We start from the raw sequence: 14,044 nt of genomic DNA, 5'->3' as shown, positions 1-14,044 counted from the left end.
AATTTTGTGACAACAAACGGAATAGCAACCGATGCGCCGCCCTGATTCTTCTCGGTTTTTCTCTTTGCCAGTCGCTTTCAAGCCGCGCCACATGGTGGCGGCGGCCTGTCTTGGTGGGCTTTTTCTGGTATTTGCCGGGGCTGGGACGGTGACGGCGCAAGCCGTGAAACAGGTGCCGGGGACGCGAGCGGAGATCCAGTATTCCTTCGCCCCTCTGGTGCGCAAGGTCGGGCCGGCAGTCGTGAATATTTATGCCCGAGCGGAAGTGACCGAGCGCCGTGCATCGCCATTGTTCGACGATCCCTTCTTCCGGCGTTTCTTCGGCGATGTGTTTCCAGGCGAAGCCCGCAAGCGAACGGCGCAATCGCTCGGCTCCGGGGTCATAATGCGCGAGGATGGGTTGGTCGTGACCAACCATCACGTCATCAAGGGCGCGGACGAGATCACCGTTGTGCTGTCTGACCGGCGCGAGTTCGACGCCAAGATCTTGCTTCAGGAGGCGCGCACCGACCTTGCCGTGCTGAAGATCGAAACCGATGGTGAAAAGCTTCCGCATCTTGAGATCCGGGACAGCGACGAGCTGGAGGTCGGAGATCTCGTTCTGGCCATCGGCAATCCGTTCGGGGTCGGCCAGACGGTGACCAGCGGGATTGTCTCGGCATTGGCCCGGACAGCCCTGGGCATCACCGATTACAGCTTCTTTATTCAGACCGACGCCGCCATCAACCCAGGCAATTCCGGAGGCGCGCTGATTTCCATGGACGGGCGCCTGGTCGGCGTGAACACAGCGATTTTCAGCAATCAGAAAGGCGGCGGTGGGTCTGTCGGGATCGGCTTTGCCGTCCCGTCGAACATGGTCCGGACTATTCTTGACGGGGTGGACAAGGGCAATGTGGTGAGGCCCTGGATCGGCGTTTCCGGCCAGACCATGACCTCAGACCTAGCCGAACAGTTCGGATTGCCCCGGCCGATCGGCGTTGCCGTGACCGACGTCTATCCTGACGGCCCGGCCGCCAAAGCCGGGATCCGGGTCGGCGATGTTATTCTGAATGTGGGCGGCAGGGAGATTGTCGACGAGCAAGCCCTGCGGTACCGCGTGGCAACGCGCCCGCTTGGCGGGGTGGCGCGGATCGAGATTCTCCGGGGTGGTGTGCATCAGGTTGTCGAGGTTTCGATGCGGGCGCCGCTCACCGAACCTGCCCCGGACCTGCGGGACATGATTGGCCAGCATCCGATGTCCGGGGCCCGCGTGGCAAACCTGTCGCCGGCTTTCGCCCTGGAGCACGGGCTCGACGACATGGCGCGGGGCGTCGTGGTTCTCAAGGTTGCGCGGCAATCGCCTGCGGCTCGTGTCGGACTCCGGCCGGGTGACGTTGTGCTGAAGATCAATGACGAGACGATCGATCTGGTCTCGAGCCTCGAGCCGGCCCTGATGTCAGCCAATAATGCCTGGCGGATTTCGATCCGCCGTGAGGGGCAGGTGCTGACGACGGAAATCAAGGGCTGACTGGTGGCAAGTCTGTTTGAAGCCGACGCACCGAGGCCGCTGGCCGACCGGCTGCGTCCGAAGGTGCTTACCGAAGTGGTCGGGCAGGATCATCTGCTCGGCCCTGAAGCGCCGCTCGGCCGTATGCTGGCGCGCCAGCGGGTCGCCTCGATCCTGCTCTGGGGGCCACCCGGCTGCGGCAAGACCACGATCGCCCGCCTGCTGGCGGATGGCACGGACATGGAGTTCGAGCCGCTCTCGGCTGTATTCTCAGGCGTTGCCGATCTGCGCAAGGTGTTCGAGAAGGCTAAAGAGCGGCGGCAGATGGGGCGCGGTACGCTGCTCTTCATCGACGAGATCCACCGTTTCAACCGGGCCCAGCAGGATGGCTTCCTGCCCTATGTCGAAGACGGCACGGTCGTCCTGGTCGGCGCGACTACGGAAAACCCGTCCTTCGAGCTCAATGCGGCGTTGCTCTCCCGGTGCCAGGTCTTGGTTCTGCGGCGGCTCGACGATACCGCGCTGGATCTGCTGCTGACCCGTGCCGAAGAGATCGAGGGCCGCGCCCTGCCATTGACGCCGGACGGCCGTGAGGCTCTCAAGGCGATGGCGGATGGAGACGGGCGCTATCTGCTCAATCTTGCCGAAGAGGTCTTTCTGCTGCCGCCGGAGCCTCTGCTGGACGGTGCCGGACTGGCGAAGACGGTGCAGCACCGGGCGCCGGTCTACGACAAGAACAGGGAAGAGCATTACAACCTGATCAGCGCCTTGCATAAATCCCTGCGCGGCTCGGACGCGGATGCGGCGCTGTACTGGCTGTCGCGAATGCTGGCTGGTGGGGAAGATGCGGGCTACATCATGCGGCGGCTGACCCGGTTTGCGTCGGAGGATATCGGCATGGCCGATCCGGCCGCGCTGCCCCAGGCGCTGGCTTGCTGGGATGCCTATGAGCGGATCGGCTCCCCCGAGGGTGATCTGATGCTGGCGCAATGTGTGATCTATCTGGCAACCGCGCCGAAATCGAACGCCGCCTACAAGGCTGCCGGTGCGGCGAAGCGCGCGGCCAAGACGACCGGCTCTCTGGCGCCGCCAGCGCATATCCTGAACGCGCCGACGAACCTGATGAAGGATCTCGGCTACGGCAAGGGCTATGCCTACGATCACGATGCGCCGGACGGCTTCAGCGGTGCGGATTACTTCCCGGAGGATATGCGCCGGGAGCAATTCTACCGTCCGGTCGAGCGCGGTTTCGAGCGGGAAATCCAGAAGCGTCTGGCTTACTGGGACAAGCTGCGCCGCCAGCGCGTGGCCGGCGGTCCGGACGGTGACGGCTGATCCCGGCTTCGATCTTTTCCTCGGCATCGACTGGTCCGGGGCAAAGGGCGCGCGTACCAGGGGAATTCAGGTTGCTGCCGCCGGCCCCGGTGAGGCAGTGCCTCGTCTGATCGCCAACCCCTACCGGCCGCACGGCATCTGGTCCCGGCCCGATGTGCTGGCTTACCTGATTGCTCAAATGGATGAAGGCCGGCGCGTGCTGGCCGGGTTCGATTTCGCCTTCTGCTACGCCTTCGAGGATGAGGGTGCCTATTTCCCCGGCCTGCCGGACGCACCAGGCTCTCCGGAGGCGGTCTGGTCGCTTGTGGAGCACGTTGGGCAGGATGACCCCGAATTCTATGGTGCAGCTCTCTACAAGCGCGCGGACCTGCCCTACAGGGATTACTTCTTGGCGCCGGGCTGGCGCGGGAAGAAGTACCGATACCGGCAGAGATTGGCGGAACAGGCGGCCGCTTCCGTGACCACGCCGCACCCGGTCTTCAAATGTATCGGCGCGGCCAATGTCGGCACGGGGTCCCTCGCCGGGATGCGATTGCTGCACCGGCTGCGTGGATTGAACCGGGATATCCGTGTCTGGCCGTTCGACCCGGAACCGGGAGGGGAGCTGACCATGATCGAGATCTTCCCCCGGCTTTACTACAAGCTGGCTGGCGGCGATCCACGGGCCTGGGGCAACCGGGACAATCTCACTGCCGTCTGCGGTCACTTCGGCGCCAGTGCAGGGGAAATCCCCGAGATCCGCACCGAAGACGAGGCGGATGCCCTGATCGCGGCGGCCGCATTAAGGCTGCTACAAGCCGATCCCGCGCTCTGGCGGCAGGCACGCAGGGCTGGTGCCTCCAAGGAAGGCTGGATATTCGGCGCGGCTTAGGCTAGCAAGCGCTGATGTACATGCTCCTTGCCATTGCGTGCGGCGGAGCGCTCGGTGCGCTCGCCCGCCATAAAGTCGGTTCCGTTGCCATGCATCTTTTTGGCAGCGGCTTCCCGTACGGCACAATCATGGTGAACATTGTCGGCTCCTTCCTGCTCGGCCTGCTGGCCGGCGGGCTGGCCTTCAGGTTCAGTCTGCCGCTGGAAGCGCGGGCCTTCCTGATAGTCGGCTTCTGCGGTGCTTTTACCACTTTCTCCACCTTTGCACTCGACGTTGCGACCTTGACGGAGCGCGGCAATCTGATGCTCGCGGGCCTCTATGTCGCGCTGTCGGTTGCGGGTGCCATTATTGCCATGTTTGGCGGTCTCGCCGTTATGAGAGGACTCTTCGCATGAGCGGGGTTCAGACAGTTCAGGTTAAAGGCGACGATGCGGATATGCGCATCGACCGCTGGTTCAAGAAGCATTATCCGGGCCTCGGCCACGGCCGGCTGGAGAAACTGCTGCGCACCGGACAGGTCCGGGTTGACGGCAAGCGGGTGAAGGCAAACCAGCGCCTCGAAGCGGGCCAGTACCTGCGCCTGCCGCCGCTTGGCGAAAAGGAAACCAGCCCGCCGACAGCCGATAGCCGGCCCGGCAAGGAATCCCGGATCGACGAGGCCCTGCTGGAGGAAATGCGCGAGCGGATCCTGTTCATGGATGACGACGTGATCGTGCTGGACAAGCCGGCCGGCATTGCCACCCAGGGCGGAACCGGACAGAAGGTACATGTCGACGGCATGCTGGACGGCTTTCGCTTTGGCCGCTCCGAGCGGCCGAAGCTGGTGCACCGGCTCGACAAGGATACCTCCGGCATCCTGCTGATCGCTCGCTCGACCGCGGCAGCCCGCTGGCTGACGGCGGCGTTCCGGGAAAAGACCACGCGCAAGATCTACTGGGCGTTGGTGCTCGGCGAGGTGAAGCCGCGGGCGGCCCGGATCGACATTCCCATCTCCAAGCTGCCCGGCAAGGCCGGTGAGAAGATGGCGGTTGATTACGAAACGGGTCAAAAGGCCCTGACGGACTACGAGGTGGTCGAGCAGCTCGGCAAACGCGTCGCCTGGGTGGCGCTCAGCCCGATCACGGGCCGGACCCACCAGCTCCGCGTTCATATGATGGAACGGCGGGCGCCGATCCTCGGTGACGGCAAGTATGGTGGCCCGGAAGCCTTCCTGGTGGCCGAGGGCCTGTCCCGCAAGCTGCATCTGCATGCCCGCGAGATCGAGGTGAAGCGGCCGAACGGCTCCCTGCTCAAGGTCACCGCACCTTTGCCGGACCATATGCTGAAGGCATGGGATTTCTTCGGTTTCGATCCTGAAGGCGGCGCGGATGCGCTGCGCGAGGGTGTCTGAATGCGGTCATCCGATCCATTGCGGCTGGTCGTTTTCGACATGGACGGTACCCTTATCGACAGCCAGCACCATATTATCGCCTCAATGACCCGGTCATTTGAGAGCAATGGTTTTGCCGCTCCCGATCCGGCCGTCGTGCGGGCGGGGGTTGGCCTGCCGCTGGAAGCCATCATCGGGTCGCTGCTGCCGGACATTTCACCGGAACAGCGTGAGCGGCTGGCACGAGATTATCGCGACGACCATCGCGGACGTTTGGACCGGGGCGAACGGCATGAGCCGTTGATGCCGGGGGCCCGCGAAGTAGTCGAGCGGCTGGACGCGGCGGGATATTTGATCGCGCTGGCGACTGGAAAAGGCAGCCGGGGCGCACGACATGCTTTGGAAGTGCATGGGCTGATCGATCGCTTCGTCAGTATTCAGACATCTGACACGGCCCCGGGGAAACCACATCCCGGTATGATCTGTCAGGCGATGAACGAGGCTGGGGTTGAGGCTTCCGCCACAATCATGGTCGGCGATACGGTGTACGATCTGGAAACGGCGCGGAACGCCTCTGTCGCCTCGGTGGCGGTTACATGGGGCTATCACGGTCGTGAAGACCTTGTGTCTTTCCGTCCCGGAGCGGTGATTGATCATTTTGATGAGCTGGATGCGGAGGTCGAGCGGCTTCTCGCAATCTGATAGGAGCGGCTAAATGCGCATTCTGAAAATTCTCCTGTTGTCTTTCCTTGGGCTGGTTGTTGCCCTTGCGGGAGGTGCTGCGGTCTACCTGACGTCCCTCGACGAGGAGGATGTTAAGCGGATCGTTGCGGAACAGGTTCAGAAGGCCACGGGCCGCACGCTGACGATCACCGGTCCCCTGACCTATGAGCTGTCCTGGGAGCCCAAAATCCGGGTCGAGGATGTGCGTTTCCAGAATGCGGCCTGGGCCGGTGACGAGGACATGGTCTCGGTAGGGATCATGGAACTGGACCTCGATCTCAACCGGGTGTTCGACGGTGTCGTGATCGTCGAGAGGTTGTTTCTTGAGCATGCCAAGGTGAACCTGCAACGGGAAGCCGACGGCCGGGCGAACTGGCTGCTTGGTGCCGACGAGGCAGGCGAGGACAAGGACGGCGAGGCCGGACCCTCTCGCAGCAGCATCTTTCCGGTTATCGAAAGCATCACCCTGATCGATGTCGATGTGATCTACAGCGACAAGCTTGAGGGACAGGAGCATCGCGTCGATATCGATTCCGTCGATCTGGTTGCGCCTGATTTCGAAAACCCGGTTGAGGCCATCGTCAAGATGTCCGTCAACGGCAAGCGCATCGATGTGGCAGGCACCTTGCCGCCCGCCGTGGCGCTTGGAGATGCCAGCGCGCCGCAGCCCTTCGATATCAGTGGCGAGGCCATGGGCCAGCCTTTCCGCGTCGCGGGTAAATTGCTGTTCGCCTATGAGGACGGTGTGCCCGCCAACATCGCCATTCAGGGGCTGGAGGCCCGGCTGTTTTCCTCCGATATCTCGGGCGATCTGAAACTCGATACTGCCGGTCGCGTTCCCAGTCTTTCCGGTACACTGAAGTCCCAACTCATTGATTTGCGTCAGATCGAAGCGCTGGCGGAATCCGGCCGTGGCGCGAAGAGCGGCAGCGGTTCGGCGACCGGCGATATCCGGGAGATCCTGGACGACCGTATCTCCACGGATTGGCTGGAGCAGGCCGACATCGATCTTTCGCTGAACGTGAAGGCCTTCAAATCGAGCGCCGCCGAGGCCTCGGACATTGCGCTGACCGTCGCCTTGAAGGACGGAAAGCTGTCGGTTTCTCCCTTCTGGGCAGTCTATGCGGACTCGCCGATCAAGTTGCAGGCGGAGGTAGAGAAGGACGGCCGCGCCCTGGTGGCCGCGGTGGATCTTTCCATCAAGGGCGCCGATTTCGACCGGCTCGCCGGCACCGCAATGGATACGGCCGGCCTTGAGGCAGGTGGCGATCTGAGCGTTTCCGTGAAGACATCCGGCAAGACCGTGGGAGAGCTGATGGCGGGCGCTACGGTCAACGCCAAAGCCGCGCTTCCGTTGGTCCGTTACACTGACCCGGCTGGCCCGGGCGCGGGCCGGGATGCCACCATATCCAAGCTTGATATCCAGCTCGACGCCAGCGGCACCAATCCGGAAGCGGTCCTGAAGCTGGTTGAGAATGTTGCCGATATCCGACTCGATACGCCGCTGAACAAGATCGTTCTGAAAGGCATTTCCGGTGAGGCTCATATCCGGGCAGCAGAAGTCACGACGGCGCAGGACAAGGTGCGGGATCTCGATATCGCGGTGAGCCTGCAGGATCAGGTGCTGTCGGTCTCCATTCCGGAAATGATGCTGGCCAAGGCGAAACTGTCCGCTTCCGTGCGGGTCGAGCCGTCGGGTATTCGCACCAAGGTGTCCTCTCGCGTGCTCTGGAAGGGTATCGATCTCGGTGCCGCCGCGGACCGTCTCGGCGTCGACGGCAAGGCTTCCGGGAAGGCGGATATCGATATCGATCTGATCGGTCAGGGCCGCACGATTGCCACGATGCTGTCCTCAATTGACGGTACCTTCGGCATCGAAATGGACAAAGTGCGCTACACGGCGGCTTCGGCCGGTCCGGACGAGCGTGTCGAAATCGACACTCTGTCCCTGGCGGCTGTGTCCATGTTGAAACCGATCGCCGGGAAAATCGCGGGGCGGTTCGGCAAGAATGAGATCGATATCGCCGGCGAGTTTCCCTCCCTCAAGGCCCTGGTTGAAAAGGAACAGGCATTGCCGTTCGATTTCAACGGTATGGCTGCTGGCGAGAAGGTGGCGATCAAGGGCCAGCTGACACTGGTGCAGGTAGACGACCGTTTCACCAGTTTCAAGATCTCCAGCCTGGATGCCCGTATCGGTAAGTCGGATCTGACTGGCTCCCTGAAGCTCAGCATGGAAGGCGTGCGGCCGAAAGGGTCCATAGATCTGGCCAGCACTTTCCTCGACCTTGAGCCCTATCTTGATGACGGGGAGCCGGCGCAACCACGTGATCCGGCCAAGAAGGTCAAGGCAGATGTGCCGTCCGACGAGGCGCTGGACAAGCCGTTTCCGACGGAAGTGCTGGACCGGGCCGACGGAACCATCAAGCTTACTGTTGGTGATCTTCGCCTGCCGGGTCTGGTCGTAACCAATCTGGACCTGAACGCTGCCCTGCAGGACAAGGTGTTCACCGTCTACCCGTCCGAAGGCGTCTTCAACGAGGGGCTGGTCAAGCTGGAAGCGAAGGTCGACGGCAGCAAGGCGCCGATGACGGGTTTCTCGATGGACAGCGCCTGGACCGGCGCTCATTTCGGGAACGCGCTGCGGGAATATTTCGATACCGACGTGTTCCGCGGCTACGGCAATATGTCGGCCAAGCTGACCGCGGACGGAAGCACCCCGCGTGAGGCGATGGATACGGTGAACGGCCATGTCGCGCTTTACCTGAAAGACGGGACTGTTTCGAATTCCTATTGGGAGCTGATCGCCGCGGATCTGGTAACCAGCCTGCTGCCTTCTATCGGCAAGAAGGCGGAACGGGAATCGAAACTGAATTGCATGGCCACCCGTTTTGATATTGCCGAAGGCATGGCAGAATCGACGGTCTTTCTGGTCGATAGCGCCCGGGTCACAGTCGGCGGGGCGGGCAATATCAACCTGCGGGATGAGAAGATCGATTTCCTGCTGCATCCAAAGCCCAAGGACTTCGCTTTCCTCAGTCTGGCGACCCCGATCCGGATATCTGGTCCGCTGTCCGACCCGACTTTCCTGCCTGACGCCGCGGGCGCGGCGAAAACCGTTGTGCGCGGAGCTGGTACCGTAGCCCTGACGGCGGTCAATCCACTTGCTCTCGTGCTGCCCCTGATCTTCTCCGGTGAGTCGGATGACCCTTGCCCGGCGGCTCTGGCGCTGGCAGAAGGCAAGAGTCCGGAAGAAGCCGCTGCAATCGGCAAGGCGGCGAACAAGGCTTCCGGCAAGAACGGCGGTGCTGTCGAGACCGGCAAGGATGTTCTGAAACTGCCCGGCAAGGCGGTCGAGGGTCTGTTCGGCGGGATCAAAAAAGTCTTGGAGTAAGTGCGTGAAACGGTTCTACAAGGCCGCCTCGGTCGGGGCGGCGGAAGGCGGCTATCAGGTTCTGCTTGATGACCGACCGGTCCTTACCCCGGCGAAGGCGCCGCTGCTGCTGCCGGGGGAGGAACTCGCGGCGGAAATCGCGACCGAATGGAATGCCCAGGAGGAGAAAATTCTCCCGGCTTCCATGCCGTTCATGTCGTTGGCATCGACCGGCATCGATCGGGTGACGCCGCAGCGCGACGCCGTGATCGAGCAGATCGTTGCTTATGGCGGCTCCGATCTGGTCTGCTACCGGGCGGAAGATCCCGACGATCTGGTGGTCCGGCAGGCCAAGTCCTGGCAGCCGCTGCTGGACTGGTGCCGGGAGCGATTCGGGGCGGAGCTTGCTGTCACGGCGGGGATCATGCCTCTGACCCAGAGTGAAGAGTCTCTTGCCGCACTGCGTGGCGGGATTGCCGATCACAATCATCTGGTGCTCTCCGGGCTCTATCAGCTGACAACCGGTTTCGGTTCGCTCGTCATCGCGCTGTCCGTTCTGGAAGGCCGCATCGAGGCGGAAAAAGGCATCGAATACGCACTGCTGGACGAGCTGTTCCAGGCCGAGCGCTGGGGCGAGGACTGGGAAGCGACGGCCCGTCGCAAGGCGATGGCGGAGGACATGACGAACGCCGCCCGTTTCATTACCTTCTGCCGGGTTTGACGCACCGCGCGGGCTGCGCCTATCGTGGCGCAATCTAGGGAGATTAGACGTATGCAGGAAATCATTCAGCGGCTCGGGGAAATGCGCGATGCAGCGCGTGCGGGCGGTGGCGAGAAGCGGGTCGCGGCGCAGCATGCCAAAGGCAAGCTGACAGCGCGAGAACGTATCGAGGTACTGCTCGACGAAGGCTCGTTCGAGGAATGGGACATGTTCGTCGAGCATCGCTGCACCGATTTCGGCATGGCCGAGAACAAGGTGCCGGGCGATGGCGTGGTGACCGGATACGGCACCGTCAACGGCCGTATGATCTTCGTCTTCAGCCAGGACTTCACCGTCTTCGGTGGCTCCCTCTCGGAAGCCCATGCGGAGAAGATCTGCAAGCTGATGGACCAGGCCATGAAGGTCGGTGCGCCGGTCATCGGTCTGAACGACAGTGGCGGGGCCCGCATCCAGGAAGGCGTCGCTTCGCTCGGCGGTTATGCCGAAGTGTTCCAGCGCAATGTTCTGGCCTCGGGCGTGGTGCCGCAGATTTCTATGATCATGGGCCCGTGCGCCGGTGGGGCCGTCTATTCCCCGGCCATGACCGACTTCATCTTCATGGTGAAGGATAGCTCCTACATGTTCGTCACCGGCCCGGACGTGGTGAAGACGGTGACCCACGAGACGGTGACTCAGGAAGAACTGGGCGGTGCGATCACGCACTCGACCAAGTCCGGCGTTGCCGATATGGCATTCGAGAACGATGTCGAGGCGCTGCTGCAGCTCCGCCGTTTCATCGACTTCCTGCCGCTGAATAATCGGGAAAAACCGCCGGTACGGCCGACCGCCGACACCATGGACCGGCCGGAGATTTCCCTCGATACGCTGATCCCGAGCAATCCGAACAAGCCCTACGACATGAAGGAGCTGATCGAGAAGGTCGTCGACGAGGGCGATTTTTTCGAGATTCAGCCGAACTATGCCGGCAACATCCTGGTCGGTTTCGCTCGCATGATGGGCTCGACGGTGGGGATCGTTGCCAATCAGCCGATGGTGCTGGCCGGTTGCCTCGATATCGAAAGCTCGAAGAAGGCGGCCCGTTTCGTCCGCTTCTGCGACTGCTTCAACATTCCGATCGTCACCTTCGTCGACGTGCCAGGCTTCCTGCCGGGGACCTCGCAGGAATTCAACGGCATCATCAAGCATGGCGCCAAGCTGCTCTATGCCTATGCAGAAGCCACGGTGCCGAAGATCACAGTCATTACCCGCAAGGCCTATGGCGGCGCCTATGACGTGATGAGCTCGAAGCATCTGCGCGGCGATCTGAATTTCGCCTGGCCGACGGCGGAAATTGCCGTGATGGGGCCGAAGGGCGCGGTGGAGATCATCTTCCGCGGCGATCTTGGCGATGAGGAGAAGATCGCCGAGCGGACCGAGGAATACCGTCAGAAATTCGCCAATCCCTTCGTGGCCGGTGCGCGCGGTTATATCGACGATGTCATCTTGCCGCATAACACGCGGCGGCGGATTTGCCGGGGACTCTCGATGCTGAAGAACAAGCAGCTCGAAAATCCCTGGAAGAAGCACGACAACATTCCTCTCTAACCTTCCTCTCTGGCGGCAGTAGACAAGATGCGTGTGGTTTATACGGACGGGCATGCGGTGCATGCCCCGAAACGCTTCATTACCCGGGGCGCGATCGTGCAGTGCCCGGAGCGGCCAGAGCGGGCGGAAATCCTGTTCAAGGCGGCGACGGATGCCGCCCATGCGCTGATCCCGACCAGTACCCACGGTGCTGCTCCTGCGGCCCGGATACACGATGCGGGCTATCTCGACTTTCTGGAAAACGCCTGGGAGCGCTGGTGCGCCCTGCCGGACCATGCGGACGAGATCATCCCGAACGTGCATTCCGGCCGCAACATGGCGCAGCCGCCGCAGCATATCGTGGCTCAGTCCGGCCATTACCAAGCGGACACGGCCTGTCCGATCGGGGCCGGCACCTGGGAAGGTGCTCTGGCCTCCTCAGACGTCGCCGTGACCGCTGCGGACATGCTGGCGCAGGATATCGGCGGTGGAGAGCGGGGCGCCTATCTCTATGCCCTCTGCCGCCCTCCTGGGCACCATGCCTATGCGGATCAGGCTGGGGGCTTCTGCTTTCTGAATAATTCCGCCATCGCCGCCCAGCGCCTGCGCGACAAGGGAGCGGCAAAGGTCGCGATCCTCGACGTGGATGTGCATCACGGCAACGGCACGCAGGGCATTTTCTACGAGCGCGGCGACGTGCTGACCGTCTCCCTGCATGGCGATCCGGCGACCTACTATCCGTTCTTCACGGGCTTCGCCGACGAGACCGGAGAAGGTGACGGTGCGGGTTGCAACGTGAATTACCCGCTACCGCAAGGCACCGGCGACGACGCCTATATGGACGTCCTTGCCGACGCGCTGGAAAGCGTGGCCGCCTTCAAGCCGGACGTGCTGGTCGTCGCCCTCGGTCTCGACGCCTCCGAGGCCGATCCGCTGGCGTTCTGCAAGGTCACCACGGAAGGCTTCCGCCGCATGGGGCGGACGATCTCGGGGGCCGGGTATCCAAGCCTGCTTGTTCAGGAAGGCGGGTATATCTCCGACCAGCTTGGGGACAATCTGGCGGCGTTTCTGGATGGCTTCGAGGGCGTGCGCGGCTAGGAAATCGGCGCTGCCTTGATTTCCCGCAGCAATTTTCGCCGGATTGCCTGGATGTAGTCCTCGTAGTCCGCGGCGGTGATGACGAAGGCGCCGGGGCCGGTGATGACGTTTTCCTCGAAATAGCCGCCGAGATCCAGCACCTGGTTCTGGATTGCGAGGCCGTTGATGGTGACGCGGGCATTGCTGGCGATCTCGCGGCCCTCCTGCATCAACCGGCCGGAATTGTTGAAGCCGTCTCCGGAAATATCGATCACCTGACGCTGTCCGGCGAAGCCGTTCGCGGCAAACAGGGGCACGCTGTAAGCAATGGCGGCCGAGATCGAGGTGGCGCCGGTCTCCACCACACGGGCGGAGGAGGCGAGGTCCGTGGCGAAAGCTTCGGCGCTTTCGGCGCTGTTGATGAGACGCCATGGAATGTTGATCGCCTGCCGGTCGACGCTGGACCATTCGACCAGAGTCACCGCAATGGCCTGAAATGCGCCGTTCCTGATGGCTTGCTGCACGTCCGGATCGTTGAAAGCGAGGGCAAGGCCGCGCAGTTGCAGATCGAACTCATCGCGGTCGACGCTGGCGGAGGAGTCGATGGCGAGCACCAGTTCGACATCGACCGGATATTCGGTCTGGGCAACGGAAGACGGTGCGGCGCAGAAAAAAAGCAGGCCCAGAACCGTTTTCAGAAGTCTCAAGCCGTCACCCTGTTTTTCGTGTTTGAAGTGTCCCGTCAGCGCCGCTGCATAAGCCGCGCTTCTTTCCATGACGGATCCCATGATGGGGCAATGCCGGACCCGTCCGCAACGGGGACATCGCGCAATTCGCGGAAAAGTTTCCGGAAGATGGCGTTTCGGTAGTCCTCGTAGTCTTTCGCCACTTCGGTAAAAGCCCTGTCGCCGCCGATCACCCGATCCTCGAAATAGATATCGAGATTCGGGAATTCGTTGCGGATCGCCAAGCCGTTGATGGTGATGCCACGGGCCAGGACCTGTGCACGGGCGATATGAATATCAAGGCCCTGATTGTTTTCGCCGTCCGCGGACATGTCGATTACCCGGCGGTATCCCTCCATGCCATTGCCGCTGAAACTGTTGGCGGCGAAGAGCAGCGCATTGGAGATCGAGGTCGCGCCGGTGCCGATGGTGCGCGGCATTGCCTCGATCTCGTTCGCGAGTTTGTGCGCGTCGTCAGGACCTGTCAGCAGGCGCCAGCGCACGGCGACATTCTGAAAGCGCTCGCTGGACCACTGGATGATGGAGATCCCGATGGCGCCCTCGACGCCATTCTGGATGGCGTCCTGGATCATCGGGTCGCGGAATGCGTTGGCCATGCCGGAGACCTGCAGTGCGAATTCCTCGTCATCGACACTGGAGGAGCAGTCGACGGCCAGGACCAGCTCGATATCGACCGGGATATCAGCCGCACCGATGCGCGGCAGGGAACAGACCAACACGAGCACAAAACAAAAGAGACGAAGCATGGTTCACCAAAGCCTTCCTGCCGGTCAGCTATCCTTG

Annotated in this window: 12 protein-coding genes; 10 read left to right on the top strand and 2 right to left on the bottom strand. The window is 62.3% G+C overall.

Annotated elements, in window-relative coordinates; genetic code table 11:
- The first annotated feature begins 64 nt into the window (after positions 1-64).
- The 10 genes from VOI22_RS10255 to VOI22_RS10210 are packed head-to-tail and all read left to right on the top strand — an operon-like array spanning position 65 to position 12,536.
- Positions 65-1,507 carry a Do family serine endopeptidase gene (locus tag VOI22_RS10255; RefSeq protein WP_323796426.1) on the top strand — a complete coding sequence of 481 codons (1,443 nt, stop codon included), beginning with the start codon at positions 65-67 and terminating at the stop codon, positions 1,505-1,507.
- 3 nt (positions 1,508-1,510) lie between these two features.
- On the top strand, positions 1,511-2,821 hold the full coding sequence (locus VOI22_RS10250; protein ID WP_416366165.1) for a replication-associated recombination protein A: 1,311 nt from the start codon (positions 1,511-1,513) through the stop codon (positions 2,819-2,821).
- The gene (locus VOI22_RS10245; protein WP_323796425.1) at positions 2,811-3,692 is read left to right on the top strand and encodes a hypothetical protein; all 882 of its coding nucleotides are present in this window, start codon (positions 2,811-2,813) and stop codon (positions 3,690-3,692) included. The genes VOI22_RS10250 and VOI22_RS10245 overlap by 11 nt, the downstream gene beginning before the upstream one ends.
- A 14-nt stretch (positions 3,693-3,706) precedes the next feature.
- The gene (gene crcB, locus VOI22_RS10240) at positions 3,707-4,087 is read left to right on the top strand and encodes a fluoride efflux transporter CrcB (protein WP_323796424.1); all 381 of its coding nucleotides are present in this window, start codon (positions 3,707-3,709) and stop codon (positions 4,085-4,087) included.
- On the top strand, positions 4,084-5,082 hold the full coding sequence (locus VOI22_RS10235; protein WP_323796423.1) for an RluA family pseudouridine synthase: 999 nt from the start codon (positions 4,084-4,086) through the stop codon (positions 5,080-5,082). Before crcB ends, VOI22_RS10235 begins: the two co-directional genes overlap by 4 nt.
- Entirely contained in the window at positions 5,083-5,763 is a 681-nt protein-coding gene (locus VOI22_RS10230) for an HAD-IA family hydrolase (RefSeq protein ID WP_323796422.1), read from the top strand. It abuts the gene before it with no gap.
- 13 nt (positions 5,764-5,776) lie between these two features.
- Positions 5,777-9,175: an AsmA family protein gene (locus tag VOI22_RS10225; protein ID WP_323796421.1), complete on the top strand. Its 3,399-nt coding sequence runs from the start codon at positions 5,777-5,779 to the stop codon at positions 9,173-9,175.
- 4 nt (positions 9,176-9,179) lie between these two features.
- On the top strand, positions 9,180-9,875 hold the full coding sequence (locus VOI22_RS10220) for an ATP12 family chaperone protein (RefSeq protein WP_323796420.1): 696 nt from the start codon (positions 9,180-9,182) through the stop codon (positions 9,873-9,875).
- 51 nt (positions 9,876-9,926) lie between these two features.
- Positions 9,927-11,459 carry an acyl-CoA carboxylase subunit beta gene (locus VOI22_RS10215; RefSeq protein WP_323796419.1) on the top strand — a complete coding sequence of 511 codons (1,533 nt, stop codon included), beginning with the start codon at positions 9,927-9,929 and terminating at the stop codon, positions 11,457-11,459.
- 27 nt (positions 11,460-11,486) lie between these two features.
- Positions 11,487-12,536: a histone deacetylase family protein gene (locus VOI22_RS10210; RefSeq protein ID WP_323796418.1), complete on the top strand. Its 1,050-nt coding sequence runs from the start codon at positions 11,487-11,489 to the stop codon at positions 12,534-12,536.
- Here the strand turns inward: VOI22_RS10210 and VOI22_RS10205 are convergent.
- Positions 12,533-13,291, bottom strand: coding sequence for a DUF1194 domain-containing protein (locus tag VOI22_RS10205; RefSeq protein ID WP_323796417.1), 759 nt, complete (start codon positions 13,289-13,291; stop codon positions 12,533-12,535). The two genes, VOI22_RS10210 and VOI22_RS10205, sit on opposite strands and share 4 nt — an antisense overlap.
- Positions 13,258-14,007, bottom strand: coding sequence for a DUF1194 domain-containing protein (locus VOI22_RS10200; RefSeq protein ID WP_323796416.1), 750 nt, complete (start codon positions 14,005-14,007; stop codon positions 13,258-13,260). The genes VOI22_RS10205 and VOI22_RS10200 overlap by 34 nt, the downstream gene beginning before the upstream one ends.
- Positions 14,008-14,044 lie beyond the last annotated feature (37 nt).

The sequence above is a fragment of the Nisaea sp. genome, assembly GCF_034670185.1.
GTDB lineage: Bacteria > Pseudomonadota > Alphaproteobacteria > Thalassobaculales > Thalassobaculaceae > Nisaea.
This window is presented reverse-complemented; position numbering and strand designations above follow the sequence as displayed.